Raw genomic sequence first — 19,080 nt, 5'->3', positions numbered from 1 at the left:
CAGCATGTCATCCCTCATCAGCACCGACCTCGTCGGTCTCGACGAAGACCTGGGCGGCACGTCGACCGACGTCATCCGCACCCTGGCCGCGCGCGTCGCCGCCTCGGGCCGTGCCGGCTCGGCCGACTCGCTCGCCGACGACGCCATCAAGCGTGAGGCCTCGGTCGGCACCGGCGTCCCCGGCGGCATCGCGATCCCCCACGCGCGGTCGGCCTCGGTCACCGAACCCACCCTCGCCTTCTCGCGGCTCGCCCGCACGGTCGGCTTCGGCGCCCCCGACGGCGACGCCGACATCGTCTTCATGATCGCGGTGCCCGAGGGCGCCGACGGCGACCACATGACGGTCCTCTCGACCCTCGCCCGCGCCCTCATCCGCGACGACTTCACCGCCGCCCTCCGCGCCGCGAAGACGCCCGCCGACATCGTGCAGCTCGTCGACGACGAGGTCAGCGGCGAGGTCGCCGAGACGCGCGGCGCCACCGCCACCTCCGCGGCCGGGGCGACCAGCGCCTCCTCGTCCGCGGCCGACGCCACGGGTGACGGCGCACGTCGCCCGAAGCTGGTCGGCGTCACCGCCTGCCCCACCGGCATCGCCCACACCTTCATGGCTGCCGACGCCCTCGTCGCCGCGGCGAAGCGCCTCGGCGCCGACCTGCAGATCGAGCCGCAGGGCTCGGGCACGGTCACTCCCCTCGACCCGGCCGTCATCGCCGAGGCCGACGCCGTGATCTTCGCCGTCGACGTCGACGTGCGCGACCAGGGCCGCTTCGCCGGCAAGCCCGTCGTCCGCGGACCGGTCAAGCGCGGCGTCGACGCTCCCGACGCCATGGTGAAGGAGGCGCTGGCCGCCGCCAAGGACCCGAACGCCGCCCGCGTGGGCGGCACGGCCGGTGCCGCCGGTACCGCCGCGGGCTCCGCCACCGAGAAGCAGGGCTTCGGCTCGTCGCTCAAGCGCTGGTTGCTGACCGGCGTCTCGTACATGATCCCGTTCGTCGCCGGTGGCGGCCTGCTGCTCGCCCTGGGCTTCCTGCTCTCGGGCTACGAGATCGCCGGCAACGCCGCGACCGTGCTGACCGACTACTCGCTCGTGAACCTGCCGCCCGAGGGCCTGATCTACTTCCTCGGTGCCGCCGCGTTCCAGATCGGCAACCTGTCGATGGGCTTCCTCGTCGCCGCCCTGGCCGGTTACATCGCCTACGCGATCGCCGATCGACCCGGCATCGCCCCTGGTTTCGTCGCCGGTGCCGTCGCCGTCTTCATGGGTGCCGGCTTCATCGGCGGTCTCGTCGGTGGCCTGCTCGCCGGTTTCGCCGCCTACTGGATCGGCAAGCCCGACGTGCCCCGCTGGCTGCGCGGCCTGATGCCCGTCGTGATCATCCCGCTGCTCGCGTCGATCTTCGCCTCGGGTCTGCTCGTGCTCGTGCTCGGCGGCCCGATCGCCGCCCTGACCGTCGCCCTGACCGACTTCCTCAACGGCCTCAGCGGCACCGGGGCGATCGTCCTCGGCGTCATCCTCGGCCTCATGATGTGCATCGACCTCGGTGGTCCGGTCAACAAGGTCGCGTACTCGTTCGCCGTCGCCGGCCTGTCGGCGGGCTCCATCAGCGACAACCCCGCACCGCTGATGATCATGGCCGCCGTCATGGGCGCCGGCATGGTCCCGCCGCTGGCCATGGCCCTCGCGTCGACCGTCCTCTACCGCAAGGGCTTCTCGCAGGTCGAGCGCTCCAACGGCACGGCCGCCTGGCTGCTGGGCGCCTCGTTCATCTCGGAGGGCGCGATCCCCTTCGCCGCGGCCGACCCGCTGCGCGTCATCCCCGCGAGCATGGTCGGAGGCGCGGTGACCGGCGCCATCTCGATGGCCGCCGGCGTCACGTCGCAGGCCCCCCACGGTGGCATCTTCGTGTTCTTCGCGATCGGCAACCTGGGCATGTGGGCGCTGGCGATCGTCGCCGGCACCGTGGTGAGCGCGTTCGTGCTCGTCCTGCTGAAGAAGTTCGCCCGCCGCGGTGCGGCCGCCGGGGCCGACGCGTCGGCCGAGGCCGCCGAGGCCGGATCGGTCGTCGGCCAGCGCAGCCCGGTCGCCGCGTAGCAGCGACACCGCCCCGCACCGACGCCGTCGAGGCGACCACACGAGGAGGCGCGCTCCGGGGAGTCCCGGAGCGCGCCTCCTTCGCTGTGGACGGGCCGCGGACGGGCGGCCGCGTCCTCTACCCTGGCGTGAGCAACCGATTGGACCCCACGCCGTGACCGACATGAGCCTGAGGCTCCCCACCACCCATTTCCGTGCCGTGCTCGACCTGGGCCAGCGCCCGGCCGCGCAGACGCCGCTGCCGACCGCGCTCGGCAAGCCGAACCTCTACGCCGAGTACGACGACGACGACCTGATCACGGCGCTGTACGTCGGCTACGAGACCGGTCAGGTGCACCTCGAGACCACGCCCTCGGGCGACGTCGAGCACCACTTCCACCTCGCGAACGGCGACGACAGCGACCTCAGCCCCTTCGGCGTCGCCGACACGCGGGTGCTCGTCGAGTGGTCGACCCGGCTGATCGTCGACCTGCACCGCCGCATGCCCGACCTGCTCGACGAGGTCGACGAGGCCGCCGCCTGGCACGACGCCGGCTTCGACCTCTACGTCTGCGAGGTCGAGGAGCCCCGCAAGCTCGACCTGATCGAGGTCGACATCGAGGGCGAGCTGCTCACCCTGCCGTGGCTCGGCTCGGGCGCCGTCGAGCACGACCACATCGAGGGAGACGACCACCCCATCGCGCTGAGCTGGACGCCCCAGGGGTCGTCCGACGCCGTGCCGATCGCCGAGGCCTGGCTCGATCCGCGGACCGACCAGCCCCTCACGAAGGCCCTGCCCGGCATCGACTGGGACGCCGTCGGCTGGGGTCGCGACGAGGTGCTGCCCTGGCTCGAGGCGATCTACATGAACCACCACGTGCTGCCCGACGCGGCCGGCACGATCCTCACGGGCGTGCTCGAACGACTCGGCGGGATCGACGGCACCGACTAGCGTCGCGCACGGGGGCGGGCCGCGCTGCCAGGATGGCGAGATGAGCGACTCGGCCGCACCGCGCCTCCTGAACCTGTTGGTCCTCGACGTCACCGACGAGGCCCGCGACGACCCGGCGTTCGAGCGCGAGCTCGACGAGTTGTCGACCTCGGTGGTCGCCGCCGCCGAACAGGTCGGCTTCGCGGTGCGCCGGGTGCCCGCGAACCGGCTCGGCGACGTGCGCACCGCCCTCGCCGAGGCCGACGCGGTGCTCGTCACCGGCGGTGAGGACGTCGACCCGAGCCACTACGGCGGGCCGTTCGACTACCCGGGGCGCGGCCAGACCTTCGCCGACGCCGACCGGGTGCAGTTCGAGGTGGTGCGCGGGTCCGTGGAGGCGCGGGTGCCGCTGGTCGGCATCTGTCGCGGCATGCAGGTGGTCGACGTCGCCCTCGGCGGCGACCTCGTGCAGCACCTCGACCACCCGGGCCACGTGAACCCCGACGACGCCTCGGACAGCATGGTCGACCACCCGGTCCGGCTCGCCGACGGCAGCACGCTCGCGACGATGCTCGGCACGACGTCGCTGGTCGTGCGCAGCTCGCACCACCAGGCGGTGGGGCGCTTGGGCGAGGGGCTGCGCGCGGTGGCCTGGGCCGACGACGGCACGGTCGAGGCCGTCGAGCACGACACGGCGCCGGTGTGGTGCGTCCAGTGGCACCCCGAGGACCGCGGGGCCACCGGCACGGTGCTGACCGACCTGCTCGTGGCGGCGCGCGACGCCGCCCTGGTTCGTCGAGAGGACGTTTGATCCGCTAACCATGGCTAAGGTGGGTGGCATGCCCCTGATTCCCCCGCCCTCGTGGCCGCGGGTCGAGTACGAGAGCCACCCCTGGGACGACGACGAGGACGCCCCGCTCTCCCGCCGGGCTCGACTGCGGTCACGCGGCCCGTACGAGGCCGCCGTCACCCCGGCCATCGCCGGGGCGGCCGCGCCGAACCTGCCCGCGGACCTCGTGGTCGACTGCGAGGACGCCGTCGCCGAGCTGGCCCGCTTCGACGCCGAGGTGGGCGCGTTCACCGCCCCTTTCGCGGCGATCCTGCTGCGGAGCGAGAGCGCGTCGAGCTCCGAGATCGAGAACCTCACGGCCATGCCCCGTGGCATCGCCCTCGCCGCCCTCGGCCGGAAGGCCGGGACGAACGCCCGGCTCGTCATCGCCAACGCGCACGCGATGGAGGCCGCCGTCGCCCTCGCCGACGACCTCGACGACGCTGCCGTGATCGCGATGCACGCGGCCCTCCTGGGCGACGAGCAACCGCATCACACGGGCCGCTGGCGCGATCAGCAGGTGTGGATCGGCGGCACGGGAACGAGCCCGCACACGGCGGACTTCGTGCCGCCCCGCGCCGAGAGGGTGCCGCGAGCCATGGACGACGTGCTCGCCTTCGCCCGTCGTGACGACCTGCCGGCCCTCGTGCACGTCGCGCTGACCCACGCGCAGTTCGAGACCATTCACCCCTTCCCCGACGGCAACGGCCGGACGGGTCGCGCGATCGTCCACTCGATGCTGAGACGGCTGGGCGTCATGCGTCAGGTGACGGTGCCGGTCTCGGCCGGCCTCCTGCGGGACGCCTCGGGGTACTTCGACGCACTCGGGGCGTATCGCGACGGCGACGTCGAGCCGATCGTCCGCGCCTTCACCCGCGCGACCGTCGAGGCGGTCGACAACGGCCGTTCGCTCGTTGCCGACCTGACCCGGCTCCGCCTGCAGTGGGACGAACTCACGACCGCCCGCGCGGGGTCGGTCGGTCGACGTCTGCTCGACGTGCTGCAACGCCAGCCCGTCGTCGACGTGCCGTCGGTCGCCCGCGAACTCGGGGTCGCGACGAACAACGCCCGGGCCGGCATCGAACGACTCGTCGACGACGGCATCGTGCGGCCGATCGGTGAGGCACGCCGCGGACGCCTGTACGAGGCGCCCGACGTGCTCGTCGCCCTCGACGCGTTCGCCGTGCGGGCCAAGCGCGGCCGACGACCCGGGCCCGGCGCCTAGCGCTCGCGGACGATCAGGGCCGAGGCCGCGGTCACGAGTCGGCGGGGCAGGAAGCGGTGCGCCTGGGCACCGATCGCGTTGCCGAGCCCGCTGACCACCACGGCGCGGCGACGGCGGACGGCCCGCAGTGCCGCGGTGACGACCTGCTCGGGCGTCTGGCGACCGCTCGTGAGGAAGTCGCTGCCGGTCGCGGCGAAGAACCCGGTCTCGGTCGCCCCCGGGCAGAGGGCCGTGACGGTGACGCCCGACCCGCGCACCTCGGCGTGCAGCGCCTCGCTGAACGAGAGCACGAACGCCTTCGTCGCCCCGTAGACCGCCATCGTCGGGATCGGCTGGAACGCCGCCGTCGACGCGACGTTGACCACCGTGCCGCGTCGGCGGGCCACCATGCCGGGCAGCAGCGCGCGCGTCAGCGCGACCACCTGTGAGCAGTTGAGGTGCAGCTGCGCCTGGACGGCGGCGGGGTCGGACTCGGCGAACGCCCCGTGCGAGCCGACGCCGGCATTGTTCACCAGCACGTCGATCGTGCGGTCGCCGACCGCGGCCAGCACGGTCTCGACCCCGCCGGGCGTCGACAGATCGGCGACCACGGCCGTGAACGACCCGGAGGCGCGGGTCGCCTCGAGCTCGGCCCTCACCTGCTCGAGGCGGTCGCCGCTCCGTGCCACGATCACCACGTCGTGGTCGGGCGCGAGCCGCCGGGCGAACTCGGCGCCGATGCCGCCGGAGGCGCCGGTGACGAGAGCGGTGGGCAGGGACGCGGTGGGTGCGGGCATGCCGTCCATCCTGCCCGACGGGGTGCCGGCTCTCCGACGGGGTCGCACCACCGATGCGTCGTCGAACCACGCGACGGGGTGGTTCGACGACGCATCGGTGGTGCGACCTCCGGCAGGAGGCGCGGGGCGGGGCCCAGCGGGCGCAGCGTCGGCCGGCCGGTCGGCGTCAGCCGACGGGCGCGACGACCACGTCGACGCCGGCGGCCGCGAACTCGGCCAGGGCCTCGGGCGCGGCCGTGGCGTCGGTGACGAGCGTCCAGCCCTCGGGCAGCGCCGCCCGGGCGTGGAACGTCGCGCGACCGAGCTTCGAGCCGTCCGCCAGCACGTAGACGCGCTCGGACTGGCGGCACATCAGCTCTTTGAGCCGGGTCTGCACGAGGTCCGCCTCGACCACGTGCCCCGAGGCGAGCACGCCGTCGGCGCCGAGGAACACCCGGTCGAAGGTCAGGCGCTCGAGCGCGGCCTCGGCCAGCGGTCCGACGAAGCCCTGGCTGGCCGGACGCAGCGTGCCACCGAGGCACTCGAGGTGGATGCCGTCCGAGTCGGCGAGCTGCTGGATGACGGCGATCGAGGTGGTGGCGACCGTCGCGACCAGACCCGAGCGCGCCTCCCGGGCGAGGGCCGCGACCGACGACCCGGCGTCCAGCAGCAGCGTCTCGCCGTCGTGGACGAGCGTGCGGGCGTACCGGGCGATCTCGGCCTTGGCCACCCCGGCCTCGCTGTTGCGCTGCCGGAAGGTCGGCTCGGCCCCGGGGGCGCCGAGCGGCATGGCCCCGCCGTAGGTGCGCGCGATCTCGCCGCGCCGGGTGAGCTCGGCGAGGTCGCGGCGGATCGTCGACGGGGTCACCTCGAAGCGGCGGCTCAGCTCGTCGACGCTCGCCAGCCCGGTGGTGTGGGCGAGCTCGACGATGTCGCGGCGTCGCTCCCGTGCCGTGGTGCTCATGCGATGGCCGTCCTGTTCGGTGGGGCGGGCGGCGTCACGCCGACGGTGCACCGACCTCGACGGCGTCGGCCGGGCTGGGCGACATCTCGACCGCCTGGCGCAGCGCCTCGATCATGCTACCGACGGCCACGACCCCGGTGCCGGCGATGTCGAACGCGGTGCCGTGGTCGACCGAGGTGCGGATCACGGGCAGCCCGACGGTGATGTTGACACCGGCCTCGATGCCGAGCACCTTCACCGGCCCGTGGCCCTGGTCGTGGTACATCGCCACGATGAGGTCGTAGTCGCCGCGACCGCCGAGGAAGAACGCGGTGTCGGCCGGCAGCGGTCCGACGGCGCGGATGCCGTCGGCCTGCAGCACCTCGATGGCGGGGGTGATCTTCTCGGCCTCCTCCCCGTAGCCGAACAGGCCGTTCTCGCCGGCGTGCGGGTTGATCGCGCAGACGCCGATGCGGGGGTCGTCGACGCCCGCGCGGCGCAGGGCCTCCCAGCCGCGGCGCACCGTGCGCTCGACCAGGCCGGGCTCGATCTTCGCGATGGCGTCGATCAACCCGATGTGGGTGGTCACGTGGATCACCTTGATCTTGGGCGTCGAGAGCATCATCGACACCTCGCCGACGCCCATGAAGTGGGCCAGCAGCTCGGTGTGACCGGGGAACACGTGACCGGCCTCGTGCAACGCCGCCTTGTTCAGCGGTGCGGTGCAGATGCCCTGCACGAGGCCGGCCATGCCGAGCTCGCACGCGATGCGGATGTACTCGTACGCGGCGTGGCCGGCCTCGGCCGAGACGGCACCCCAGGGCAGGTCGGCCGAGAGCAGGTGCGGGTCGACGACGTTGATGCGGCCGGGGCTGAAGACGGCGTCGGCGGGGCCGTCGACCTCGACGATCTCGGCCTCGACGCCGAGCGCGGCGGCCCCCAGCCGCAGTCGGTGGGCGTCGCCGACGACGACCGGGCGGGCGTCGCGGTAGGCGGCCTCGTCGAGCAGCGCGCCGACGGTCACCTCGGGTCCGACGCCGGCGCCGTCGCCCATGGTGACGGCGATGAACGGCCGCGTGTCGGGTGTCGTCGTGGTCATGGGGGTTCTCCGTTTCGTGGGGGCGCCGGACGCGGCCGACGCGGTGAGGTCATGGGGGTCGGCGCCGGCGCGCGTGCGGCGCACCAGGTCGACGAGGTCGGCGAGCACGGTGGGGCCGCCGAAGCTGCCGGGCTTCGTGGCGACGAGCCGGCCGTCGCCCGCGGTGCCCCGCCCGTCGGCCGCGAGGCTGAGGACGGCACCGTGCTCGACCTGCGCGAGCGGCCGCAGGGTGGTCGTGGCGAGCCGGTCGAGCACCGCGCGGGCGGTCTCGCCGCCGGTCAGCACGAGGTCGAGGTCGAGGTCGACGCCGACCCGGGCGACGACCTCGGCGAGGGCCGCCGACCCGACGAGCGGGTCGGGCAGGCGCCGTGCGGTCACCGTCAGCACGGCGACGGACGACCGGGACAAGGAGGCGCGGGTCACCTCGACGAGGTCACCCGCGTCGTCCGCCGGGTCGAGCACGTGCACGTCCGCACCGGTCGCGGCGAGCACGTCGGCGTGGCCGCGGGCCACCTCGGCGGCCGAGCCGACCACGACGAGGACGGGTCGCACGGGCCCGGCCCCACCACGGTGCGCGACGTCGTCGGACGCGAGAGCGTGGCCGCCCGGAGCCACCGCCGGGTCCACGCCCGGAGCCACCGCGTCGGCGAGGGCGGCGGCGAGCGCGGCGCTGCCCGCGAGGGCGACGGGCCGACGGACCCCGGGGCGGTCGGACAGCCGGAGAACGGCCGCGACCACGGCCGCGAGGTCGTCGTCGGTCTCGGCGTCGACGAGGGCGAGGGCTCCCCCGACGAGTGCGTCGTCGAGGCGAGCGGCGAAGGCGACCGGACCCGAGCGAACGACGTCGAGGCCGACGAGGGCCGACGGGTGGTCGACCAGTTCGGCGAGGGTCGCGGGGGCGTCGCGCGGTTCGAGGTGCCAGAGGGGCGTCTCGGCCAACGGTCGCCCGTCGACGAGGGGCCGCCCGCCGACGACCGTGCGCCCGAGAGCGGGCAACGCCCCCGCCACGACCACGTCGTAGCCTCGGCCGGTCAGGGCCTCGAGCTCGGGCCCGACGTGACCGCGCCAGAGCGAGTCCGTCTTCTTCAGGACGAGGGTGCCGACCGGCAGGGGCAGCGTGTCGATGGCGACCCGCGCCTCCTCGGCGGTGCCGGCGCGGGTGCCGACGTCGACGACCGTGACCCCGGTGGCCGGCCCGGACGGCACGCCGAGCGAGACCGAGGTCTCGTGACCGCGCAGCCGGAACTGCTCGGCGGTCTCGGCGGCGCCGGACAGGTCGTCGGCGATGACGGTGATCGGGGTCATGATGCGGCCATCCTGACACGACTGCGCGTTGTGCGCCAATGGTCTTGCGCGAAACGCGCAGCCCTGGCACAGTGTCATCCAGCCCGGACGAGGGCGTCGCAGCGCTACGGGACCGGGCGCCGTCGACCTCGTCGAACCCCTGGATCGAGAGGTCGATGATGACCGTTCCGTTCGCGGACCACGAGATGTCGCGCCGTACCCTGCTCCGCTGGGGTGCCGCCGCCGGACTCTTCGTGACCGCCACCAGCCTCGCCGGCTGCGCCGGTCCGACCGGGCTGCCCGGGCCCGGCACGCTGACCCTGGCCCTCAACCGCTCGCTGGTCAGCCTCGACAACAAGCTGAACCAGTTCGACGCGGCCGTCACGGTGCAGCGGGCGGTGCGCCAGGCGCTCACGCGCATCGGCCCCGACATCACGCCCGAGCTCGTGCTCGCCGAGAGCTTCGAGCCGACGAGCGACACGCAGTGGACGGTCCGGCTGCGCGAGGGCGTCCGCTACTCGGACGGCACGCCCGTCACGGTCGCCGACGTCGCCACCGCACTGCAGATGTACGAGCAGGTGCAGGGCTCGTTCGTCGCCAGCTTCTTCCCCGAGTTCCCGACCGTGACCGCGATCGACGAGCGCACCTTCACGCTCGACTCGTCGCAGCCGATCCCGGTGCTCGACGCCTTGATGAGCAACATCCTGATCACCCCGGCCGCGGCCAACAAACCGGAAGAGCTGCAGGACGGCGTGGGCAGCGGCCCGTTCGTCGTCACGCGCTTCAACCGCGGCGCCGGCACCTACAGCCTGACCCGCAACGAGCAGTACTGGGGCGAGGCCCCCGGCGTCGACCGGGTCGAGGTGCGGTTCCTGCCCGAGGAGTCGAGCCGGGTGATCGCGCTGCGCAGCGGCGAGGTCGACGTCATCGACTCGATCACGCCCGACTCGGCGACGCAGCTGCAGGGACTGCCCGGGATCGCCCTCGACGAGGCCTCGAGTCTGCGCATCAACCAGATCTTCTACAACTTCCGCAAGCCCGAGGGGCACCCGCTGGCCGACGCCCGGGTGCGCGAGGCGCTCAGCCACGCGATCGACGGCCGCGCCCTCGTGCGCGACGTGCTGACCGACTCGGTGACGCAGGCGGACGGCGTCGTGCCGCCGAGCCTGCTCGGCTACGCGAAAACGGGCGAGTACACCTACGACCCCGACCTCGCCCGGCGCACGCTCGCCGAGCTCGGGGCGAGCGACCTGACCTTGCGCATCATCTGGGAGACCGGCGAGTTCGCCGGCGACACCTTCATCATGGAGGCCCTCGTCGAGATGTTCGGCGCGATCGGCGTGCGGACCACGCTGCAGCAGTTCGAGCCCGGTGGCGACATCCTGCAGTGGCGCCAGGGCAAGGCCGGCGACTGGGACCTGCTCGGCAACGGCTTCTCGGCCCCCACCGGCCTCGCGCTGACCATCTTGCAGGGCATGTACGCGGGCACCGCCGAGAAGGAGCAGACCCGCGACACCTACCAGGGCTACGTGCAGCCCGACGTGGCCGAGGCGATCGCCCGCGCGTCCACCGAACCCGACGCGACGCTGCGCCAGCAGCGGCTCGCCGAGGCGCAGCAGGCGGCGTGGGACACCTGGCCCTGTGCCTGGGCCTTCGTGCCCAAGTCGGTGCTCGCCCGTCGCGAGCGGGTCGAGCGCCTCGCCCTCGCGTCGTCCAACACGTATCCGCTCGCCGACGTCCGACTGGGGGCCTGACCATGGCGACCTACATCCTCAAGCGCCTCGGCCAGGGCCTGCTCACCGTGTTCCTCACGGTGTCGACGGTCTTCGTGCTGATCCGCCTCGCCCCCGGCGACCCGGCCGTGGCCTACGCCGGGCCGCTCGCGACGAACGAGCAGCTCGCCGCCGTGCGCGAGCAGTTCGGGCTCGACGACCCGCTGCTGCAGCAGTACGGCGTGTTCCTGCAGCAGCTGTTCACGGGCAACCTGGGCACCTCGTACTCGTTCCAGGCACCGGCCGTGCAGGTCGTCCTCGAACGACTGCCGTACACGTTGACGCTCTCGTTCGCGGCGATCCTGCTGGCGGCCGTCGTGTCGATCCCGCTCGGCGTCTGGATGGCCCGCCGCACCGACACCCGCAGCGAGACCGGCGTCAACGTCGTCGCGATCGCCGGCCAGTCGATGCCCGACTTCTGGACCGGCATCCTGCTGCTCAGCGCCTTCGCCGTCGTGATCCCGATCTTCCCGGCCTCGGGCTTCGCGACCTGGGGCGGCCTCGTCCTGCCGACCGTGACGATCGCCATCCTGCAGGTGGCGCTCATCTCCCGACTCGTCCGACGCGAGATGGCGACCAACTTCTCGGCGCCCTACCTGACCGTGGCCCGGTCGCGTGGGGTCTCGGAGCGCGCCCTCACCTGGCGCTACGCCATGGGCAACTCGGCGATCCCGGTCTTCACGGCCCTCGGCACCCGGTTCGCGGCGATGCTCAACGGCGTCGTCGTGGTCGAGGTCGTGTTCGCCTGGCCCGGCGTCGGGTCGCTCATCGTGCGGGCACTCGAGACCCGCGACTACCCCCTCATCCAGGCGACCGTGCTGGTCACGTCGCTGCTCGCCGTCGGCGTCCAGCTGCTGATCGACCTCGCCTATCCCCTGCTCGATCCGCGCGTGCGGCTCGGAAAGGCGAGTGCCGCATGACCCGCACCGACACCACCGGACGCCCGTCCGGCCCGGCGACCGCCGGCCCGTCCGGCCGGACCCCCGAGGAGGCGCGACCCACCGCGGTCACGCCCCGCCTGCTGAAGAGGTCCGAAGCGGCCCGACGGACCTCCGCCGCCCGCGTCAAGCTCTGGGTCGGGGCGATCTGCGCCCTCGTGGTCATCATCCCGATCGTGCTGGCGCAGGCCCTGCCGCTGCCCGACGCGAACGGCCAGGACCTCGGCAACCGCCTCGCGCCTCCGTTCACCGCCGGTCACCTGTTCGGCACCGACCAACTGGGTCGCGACCTGCTCTCGCGGGTGCTGCACGGCGGCCAGGTCTCGCTCGCGATCGGCGTGCTCGCCGTCCTCGTCTCGGGTGCCATCGGCGTGGTGCTCGGCTCGATCGCCGGGTTCTACGGGCGCTGGGCCGACACGCTGATCAGCCGCCTGCTCGAGGCGCAGATGTCGCTGCCGCTGCTCATGATGCTGCTGCTCGTCGTGGCGCTGTTCGGCCCGTCGATCCCCGTGATCACCTTCGTGATCGCGATCGCGCAGTGGCCCGAGGTGGCCCGGCTGACCCGCTCGCTCGTGCTCGTCGAACGCGAGAAGCCGTACGTCTCGTCGGCCCGGACGCTCGGCCTGAACCGCTTCACCATCCTGCTGCGCCACGTCGTGCCCAACGTCATCAAGCAGGCGACGCTCGTCGTGCTGCTGCTGCTCGCCCAGGCCGTGCTGCTCGAGAGCGCCCTGAGCTTCCTCGGGGCGGGTCCGCAGCGACCGTTCGCCACCTGGGGCCGCATCATCTCGGACGGCCAGGACTACGTCACCACGGCCTGGTGGATGGTCACCATCCCCGGCCTGTTCATCGTGTTGCTCGTCGTCGGGGTGAACCTGCTGGGCGACGCCCTGCGGGACCGGCCGCGCCGGTCGGCGGCCTCGCGCCTCCGTCGGTTCGTCGGGCTGCGCCCGTCGACCTCGGCGTCGACCTCGGCGCCGACCTCGACCCCGAAGAAGGGAACGATCGCATGACCCCCGTGACCGACGACTCCGTCGACCCCGACCTGCTGCTCGAGGTGCGCGACCTGCAGATCGAGCTGATGACGACGAACGGCATCGTGCGCGCCGTCGACGGCGTCTCGTTCCACATCGCCCGCGGCGAGACCGTCACGATCATCGGCGAATCGGGGTCGGGCAAGTCGACCACCGCGATGGGCGTGCTGCAGCTGCTGCCCGCCGACCTCGCCGTGGTCTCGGGCCACGTGCGCATCACCGGACTCGACGTGCTCGCCTCCGCCTCGGCCGTGCGGACGGTGCGCGGCCGGGCGGTCGCGCTGATCCCGCAGGACCCCATGACGGCGCTCAGCCCGGTGCGGTCGATCGGCTCGCAGGTCGGTGAGGCGATCCGCATCGCCGGGGCCGCCAGCGGTCGGGCCGCCGTGACCGCGCGGGCCGTGCGCCTCCTCGAACAGGTGCACATCCCCGAACCCGACGCCCAGCTGCGGAAGTTCCCGCACCAGCTCTCGGGCGGCATGCTGCAGCGCGTGCTGATCGCCATCGCCCTGGCCTGCGAGCCGCAGCTCATCGTCGCCGACGAGCCGACCAGCGCCCTCGACGTCACGGTGCAGGCCGGCATCCTCGACCTGCTGCTCGAACTGCAGGAGCAGCGCGGCATCGGCCTGCTGATGATCACCCACGACCTCGGGGTCGCCCGCCTGGTGTCCGACCGCATCCACGTCATGAAGGCCGGCGTCTTCGTCGAGTCGGGCGACGTGCGACAGATCGTCGAGCACCCCGCCGAGCCGTACACGCAGGGGCTGCTCGCCGCGGTGCCCACCCTGGGTGCCTGGGACGAGACCCCGTCCACACCCGCCACGACCAGCACCGACCGACCGGAGGCCACCCGTGTCTGACACCATCCTCGAGGTCGACGACCTGGTCGTCGACTACGGCAGCGGCTCGACCGCGCACCGCGCCGTCGACCACGTGTCGTTCTCGGTGCGCCGCGGCAGCACCTTCGCCATCGTGGGCGAGTCGGGCTGCGGCAAGTCCACGATCGCCAAGGCGGTCATGCGGCTGTTGCAGCCGACCAGCGGGCGCATCGTGCTCGACGGCACCGACCTGGCGACCCTGTCGGAGGCGCGGCTGCGGCCCCTGAGGCACCGCTTCCAGATGGTCTTCCAGGACCCGTACGGCTCGCTCGACCCGCACCTGAGCGCCCGCGACATCGTCGCCGAACCGCTCCGGCTGAAGGGCGTGCGCTCGGCCCAGGACCGGGCCACCGAGGCGGCCCGCCTGATCGACCGCGTCGGCCTGCCCTCGACCGCGCTCGACCGTCGGCCGCACGAGTTCTCGGGCGGCCAGCGCCAGCGCATCGGCATCGCGCGGGCGCTCGCGTCGAGCCCCGACCTGCTCATCTGCGACGAGGCGACCAGCGCGCTCGACGTGTCGGTGCAGGCGCAAGTGCTCGAGCTGCTGCGCGAGATCCAGGTCGACACCGGCATCACCTACGTCGTCATCTCGCACAACCTCGGCGTCGTGCAGCAGATCAGCGAGAGCGTCCTCGTCATGAAGCAGGGCGCCGTCGTCGAGCAGGGCGCCACGGCGCAGGTGCTCACCTCGCCCACCGAGGACTACACACGGCGGCTGCGCCGGGCCGCCCTCGACCCCGCCACGATGACGGGCGTGAAGCCCCGCCACGTCGTCCGCAGCCTCTCGTTGGGAGCCACCGCATGAGCCGGACCGACACCGCCCGGACCGACACCGTCGCCGACGCCGACACCGCCGTGACGGGCGACGCGGCGGCCACCCGACCCGCGCCTCCTCGGCTCGTGCTCGGCACGATGACCTTCGGCGACACCGTCGACGAGGCCACCGCCGCCCGGATGCTCGACACCGCGCGCGACGCGGGCGTCAGCTGGATCGACACCGCCAACGCGTACGTCGGCGGCACGACCGAGACGATGCTCGGCCGCCTGCTCGCCGGGCGACGCGACGAGATCGTGCTCGCCTCGAAGGCCGGCATGCCGCACGCCGACGCGGGCGGCCTGCCGCCGCTCTCGGCCGTGGCCCTGCGCGCGAGCGTCGAGGCCAGCCTGCGCCGCCTCGGCACCGACCGGCTCGACCTGTTCTACCTGCACCAGCCCGACCGCATGACGCCGCTCGACGAGACCCTGTCGACGGTCGCCGCGCTCGTCGCCGAGGGCAAGGTGCTCTCGCTCGGCGTCTCGAACTTCGCCGCCTGGCAGATCGGCGACGTCGAACGCGTGGCCGACGCCGTGGGAGCTCCCCGCCCGGTCGTCGCACAACAGCTGTGCAACCTCGTGGCCCGCCGTCTGGACGACGAGTACCTCGAGTTCGCGAGCGTCCACGGGCTCGAGACGATGGTCTACAACCCGCTCGGCGGTGGCCTGCTGACCGGTCGGCACCGGTTCGACGAGACGCCGACCGACGGGCGCTTCGGCGACTCGGCCCTCGCCGAGATGTACACGAAGCGCTACTGGGACGCCGACCTCTTCGTCGCGATCGACCGACTGTCGGGCGTCGCGGCCGAGGCCGGGGTGACGCTCGTCGAGCTCGCCCTGCGCTGGGTGGCGTACCGGCCCGAGGTCGGTTCGGTGCTGCTCGGCGGCTCCCGGCCCGAGCAGCTGACCGCCAACGTCGCCGCGATCGCCGACGGGCCGCTGCCCGACGAGGTCGTGGCGGCCTGCGACGAGGTCGGACGCTCGTTGCGGGGGCCGATGCCTCCGTACGCGCGCTGACCCGCGCCTCCTGACCTCCCCCGACCGAACCGCACGCACCGCGCACACCGCACGAGAGAGAGCACCATGAGCACCGCCAGCGACTTCGCCCGCACGATCCGCCGCCGCGAGAGGGCGGTCGGCTACTGGATCACCCTCGACGCCCCGCCGGCGACCGAGCGCATCGCGCGGCTCGGCTACGACTACGTCTGCCTCGACGCGCAGCACGGCCTGTTCGGCTACCAGGGCATGATGACCGGCCTGCTCGCGATCGACGCGGGGCAGACCTCGGCCGGCCTGGTGCGGGTCGAGGCGAACGACATCACGCCCATCGGCAAGGCCCTCGACGCCGGGGCGGCCGGCATCATCGTGCCGCTCGTCGACACGGCCGAGGACGCCGCCGCGGCGGTGCGCAGCGCGAAGTACCCGCCGCACGGCCGCCGCTCGTACGGCCCCATGCGGTCGAGCCTGCGCATCGGCCCCGTGCCGGCCGACGCGAACGACACGACGATCGTGCTCGCCATGATCGAGACGCCCGACGGGCTCGCGAACGTCGAGGCGATCGCGGCCACCCCCGGGCTCGACGGCCTCTACGTCGGCCCGAGCGACCTCTGCATCGCGGTGGGCGGGGCGTACCCGGGCGACCCGGCCGTGCAGGAGGCCTTCGACGCCGCCCTCGTCCGCGTGGCGGCGGCGGCCGAGGCGGCGGGCATCGCGGCGGGCATCCACACGCCGCACGGCGACGTCGCCCGGCAACGCCTCGCGGCGGGTTACACGTTCGCGACCGTGGCCGGTGACCTCAACCACCTCGAGGCCGCCGCACGCGACCACCTGCGGCGGGCGACCGCGACGGACGACGCCGACGCGACCGCAGGAGGCGCGGCGTGAGCAGGCAGGACACAACGGCGGATCAAGGCGCCGCGGTCCCGGTCGGGGCTGTGGGCGTCGACGGGGCGGACGACGCGGACGGCGTCGTCGCCGACGGCCGGCTGCGGCCCGACGCGGCGGGACGCTCCTGGTCGTACCTGCCCACGGCGACGGTCCAGTCGCACGCGGCCAACCTCGCCGAACTGCCCGACGGTCGCCTGGCCTGCGTCTGGTTCGGCGGCACGCAGGAGGGCGTCTCGGACATCCACGTCTGGTTCTCGACCCTCGACTACGAGGTCTGGTCCGAGCCCGTGCGGCTCAGCGACGACCCCGCGCGCTCCGAGCAGAACCCGGTGCTCTTCACGGCCCCCTCGGGCGACGTCTGGCTGCTCTACACGGCACAGCGGGCGGGCAACCAGGACTCGGCCGAGGTGCGCCGCCGGGTCTCGACCGACGGCGGGGCGACCTGGGGCGAGCCGTCGACGCTCTTCCCGGCCGACGAGACCGGCGGTGTGTTCGTCCGGCAGCCGCCGCTCGTCACCCGGGCAGGCGACCTGCTCGTGCCGGTGTTCCGCTGCGTGACGACCCCCGGGCAGGCGTGGGTGGGCGACCACGACACGAGCTCGGTGATGACCTCCCGGGACGGCGGCGCCACGTGGGGTGAAGTCGCCGTCCCGGGCAGCACGGGGGCCGTGCACATGAACGTGCACGAGCTGCCGGACACCTCGCTGCTCGCGCTCTTCCGCAGCCGCTGGGCCGACGCCGTCCACGAGTCCCGCTCGACCGACGGCGGCCGCACCTGGACGGCGCCCGTGCCGACCGAGCTGCCCAACAACAACTCGTCGGTGCAGTGGGTGCCGCTCGCCGACGGCCGCCTCGCGATCGTGTACAACCACCGCCGGGCCGACGCCACGACCGAGCGCCGGCTCGGGCTCTACGACGAGATCGACGAGTCCGGCATCGTCGAGCAGGCCGCGCTGCTCGGCTCGGACGCGGACGCCGACCAGGAGGCGCGGGCCGGGTCGCCTGCGGAGGGGGGCCGGACGGCGTTCTGGGGCACGCCCCGGGCTCCGATGTCGCTGGCGGTGTCGACGGACGGTGGGCGCAGCTGGCCGCACCGCGTCGACCTCGAGGACGGCGACGGGTGGTGCCTCTCGAACAACTCCCGCGACGGGCTGAACCGCGAGCTGTCGTACCCGAGCATCACGCAGACGAGCGACGGTGCCGTGCACGTGGCCTACACCTGGCACCGCCGGGCGATCCGCCACGTGCGCCTGTCGCCCGCCGACCTTCCCGGCGGGCCCGACCTGCCCGGCGTGCGCGACCCGTCCGGTGCGGACGTCGGGGACTGAGCCGTGGCCGACGACGAGACACAGCGCGGGCCGGGCACCGACCGGCACGCCGTCGTCACGGGCTGCAGCTCGGGCATCGGGCGGGCGATCGCCGGGTTCCTGTTGGCCGAGGGGTGGCGGGTGACCGGGCTCAGCCGGCGCGCGGTCGACCTGGGCGAAGCGTTCTCGTGGGTCGGCTGCGACCTGTCGGTACCCGGTGACGTCGCGGCGGCGGTCGCCGACGTCGAGCCGGTCGACGCGATCGTCCACGCGGCCGGGTTCCAGGTCGCCGCCCCGCTCGGGCGGCTCGACCCCACCGCCCTCGAGGGCATGTTTGCCGTGCACGTGGGGGCCGCGGCCGCCCTCGTCGACTCGCTCGTCGACCGGCTGTCCGACGGCGGTCGCATCGTGCTGATCGGCAGCCGTACCGCCGTCGGGGTCGCCGGCAAGAGCCAGTACGCGGCGACGAAGGCGGCCCAGGTCGCGCTGGCCCGCAGCTGGGCGGCCGAACTGGCGCCGCGGGGCGTCACCGCCAACGTCGTGGCGCCGGGGCCCACCGACACGCCGATGCTCGCCGACCCGGCCCGCGCCTCCTCGGCTCCGGTCGTGCCGCCGCTGGGCGCGCTCGTCGACCCGGTCGACGTGGCCGCGCTCGTGGCGTTCGTGCTCGGGCCACACGGACGGAGCATCACGGGGCAGGCGCTCGTCGTCTGCGGCGGCGCCTCGCTCTGAGAGAGGTCGGGGTGCGGCGTCCTGGCCGAAAAACGAGGAGCGAACACGAGTTGTTTTGAATCATTCAAAAGAAGGCGTATGGTGGTGGCAACACCGACGGAGGCCAGGGCCACCGTCGAGCATCTCGGCGCAGCCCTCCCCGCCGGTGGCCGCCCGCTCGATCCCCCGATCGCGGGCCCCCGACCGACACGACCCGCCAAGCCTCGAGGAGTCACCATGGACACCACCGCCACGACCACCCGCACCCCCGCCACCCCGCTCGGCGGCCGCTACGTCAGCACGCCCGCCGCCCCGACGGTCGGCTCCTACGTCGGCTCGCTCGCCGCCGACGTCGCCCCCGGTTCGTACGTCAGCACCTCGGCTCGCCGAGACCTGTCGATCGGCCGCTACACCGCCAGCGTGCTGCGTCGCCTCTCGTCGGCCACGGCATCCGTCCGCACGGCCACGGGCACGATCCACACCGCGACCGGTTCGATCCGCACCGCGTAGTCGTCACCGGTCGGGGTCGCCTCACCCCGACCGTCCCGCCCGGGCGGCCCGTCCGGGCTGCCCCACCAGACCCGGGCCCGCCGCGCGACCTGA

At 73.6% G+C, this 19,080-nt stretch carries 17 protein-coding genes; 14 read left to right on the top strand and 3 right to left on the bottom strand.

Features of this window, described 5'->3' with window-relative positions; genetic code table 11:
* Positions 1-4 precede the first annotated feature (4 nt).
* From ASE87_RS00455 to ASE87_RS00440, 4 genes are all read left to right on the top strand, one after another.
* A complete protein-coding gene (locus tag ASE87_RS00455) occupies positions 5-2,092 on the top strand; it encodes a fructose-specific PTS transporter subunit EIIC (protein ID WP_056225047.1) in 2,088 nt (695 codons plus the stop codon).
* 154 nt (positions 2,093-2,246) lie between these two features.
* Complete coding sequence (locus tag ASE87_RS00450) at positions 2,247-3,023, top strand: hypothetical protein (protein WP_056225044.1); 777 nt, start codon at positions 2,247-2,249, stop codon at positions 3,021-3,023.
* A gap of 40 nt (positions 3,024-3,063) precedes the next feature.
* Positions 3,064-3,813 carry a gamma-glutamyl-gamma-aminobutyrate hydrolase family protein gene (locus ASE87_RS00445; RefSeq protein WP_056225041.1) on the top strand — a complete coding sequence of 250 codons (750 nt, stop codon included), beginning with the start codon at positions 3,064-3,066 and terminating at the stop codon, positions 3,811-3,813.
* A gap of 28 nt (positions 3,814-3,841) precedes the next feature.
* Entirely contained in the window at positions 3,842-5,056 is a 1,215-nt protein-coding gene (locus ASE87_RS00440; RefSeq protein ID WP_157489618.1) for a Fic family protein, read from the top strand.
* Here the strand turns inward: ASE87_RS00440 and ASE87_RS00435 are convergent.
* The 3 genes from ASE87_RS00435 to pdxA form a co-directional block, all read right to left on the bottom strand.
* Entirely contained in the window at positions 5,053-5,832 is a 780-nt protein-coding gene (locus ASE87_RS00435; RefSeq protein WP_056226688.1) for an SDR family oxidoreductase, read from the bottom strand. The two genes, ASE87_RS00440 and ASE87_RS00435, sit on opposite strands and share 4 nt — an antisense overlap.
* Positions 5,833-5,998: 166 nt before the next feature.
* Complete coding sequence (locus ASE87_RS00430) at positions 5,999-6,775, bottom strand: DeoR/GlpR family DNA-binding transcription regulator (protein WP_056226686.1); 777 nt, start codon at positions 6,773-6,775, stop codon at positions 5,999-6,001.
* Positions 6,776-6,809: 34 nt separating this feature from the next.
* Positions 6,810-9,158 (bottom strand): 4-hydroxythreonine-4-phosphate dehydrogenase PdxA, encoded by a 2,349-nt coding sequence (pdxA, locus tag ASE87_RS00425; protein WP_056225036.1) that lies wholly within the window; start codon positions 9,156-9,158, stop codon positions 6,810-6,812.
* A 158-nt stretch (positions 9,159-9,316) separates the two neighbouring features.
* Between pdxA and ASE87_RS00420 the strand changes: the two genes are divergently transcribed.
* From ASE87_RS00420 to ASE87_RS00375, 10 genes are all read left to right on the top strand, one after another.
* Positions 9,317-10,891, top strand: a complete 1,575-nt coding sequence (locus ASE87_RS00420) for an ABC transporter substrate-binding protein (RefSeq protein WP_056226684.1) — start codon at positions 9,317-9,319, stop codon at positions 10,889-10,891.
* 2 nt (positions 10,892-10,893) lie between these two features.
* Positions 10,894-11,829: an ABC transporter permease gene (locus tag ASE87_RS00415; protein WP_043594466.1), complete on the top strand. Its 936-nt coding sequence runs from the start codon at positions 10,894-10,896 to the stop codon at positions 11,827-11,829.
* The gene (locus ASE87_RS00410) at positions 11,826-12,860 is read left to right on the top strand and encodes an ABC transporter permease (RefSeq protein WP_082452208.1); all 1,035 of its coding nucleotides are present in this window, start codon (positions 11,826-11,828) and stop codon (positions 12,858-12,860) included. Before ASE87_RS00415 ends, ASE87_RS00410 begins: the two co-directional genes overlap by 4 nt.
* Positions 12,857-13,741, top strand: coding sequence for an ABC transporter ATP-binding protein (locus tag ASE87_RS00405; protein ID WP_056225033.1), 885 nt, complete (start codon positions 12,857-12,859; stop codon positions 13,739-13,741). Before ASE87_RS00410 ends, ASE87_RS00405 begins: the two co-directional genes overlap by 4 nt.
* On the top strand, positions 13,734-14,564 hold the full coding sequence (locus ASE87_RS00400; protein WP_043594468.1) for an ABC transporter ATP-binding protein: 831 nt from the start codon (positions 13,734-13,736) through the stop codon (positions 14,562-14,564). Before ASE87_RS00405 ends, ASE87_RS00400 begins: the two co-directional genes overlap by 8 nt.
* Positions 14,561-15,589 carry an aldo/keto reductase gene (locus tag ASE87_RS00395; protein WP_082452207.1) on the top strand — a complete coding sequence of 343 codons (1,029 nt, stop codon included), beginning with the start codon at positions 14,561-14,563 and terminating at the stop codon, positions 15,587-15,589. Before ASE87_RS00400 ends, ASE87_RS00395 begins: the two co-directional genes overlap by 4 nt.
* A 66-nt stretch (positions 15,590-15,655) precedes the next feature.
* Positions 15,656-16,456 carry an HpcH/HpaI aldolase/citrate lyase family protein gene (locus tag ASE87_RS00390; RefSeq protein WP_056225030.1) on the top strand — a complete coding sequence of 267 codons (801 nt, stop codon included), beginning with the start codon at positions 15,656-15,658 and terminating at the stop codon, positions 16,454-16,456.
* The gene (locus ASE87_RS00385; RefSeq protein WP_235472153.1) at positions 16,453-17,787 is read left to right on the top strand and encodes an exo-alpha-sialidase; all 1,335 of its coding nucleotides are present in this window, start codon (positions 16,453-16,455) and stop codon (positions 17,785-17,787) included. Before ASE87_RS00390 ends, ASE87_RS00385 begins: the two co-directional genes overlap by 4 nt.
* A 3-nt stretch (positions 17,788-17,790) precedes the next feature.
* On the top strand, positions 17,791-18,498 hold the full coding sequence (locus ASE87_RS00380; protein ID WP_056225024.1) for an SDR family NAD(P)-dependent oxidoreductase: 708 nt from the start codon (positions 17,791-17,793) through the stop codon (positions 18,496-18,498).
* Between the two features lie 216 nt (positions 18,499-18,714).
* Positions 18,715-18,987 (top strand): hypothetical protein, encoded by a 273-nt coding sequence (locus tag ASE87_RS00375; protein WP_056225022.1) that lies wholly within the window; start codon positions 18,715-18,717, stop codon positions 18,985-18,987.
* The last annotated feature ends 93 nt before the right edge of the window (positions 18,988-19,080 follow it).

It is taken from the genome of Frigoribacterium sp. Leaf44 (assembly GCF_001421865.1).
Classification (GTDB): Bacteria; Actinomycetota; Actinomycetes; order Actinomycetales; family Microbacteriaceae; genus Frigoribacterium.
Note: the sequence above shows the minus strand (reverse complement) of the source record. Positions and strands in the feature narration are given on the sequence as shown.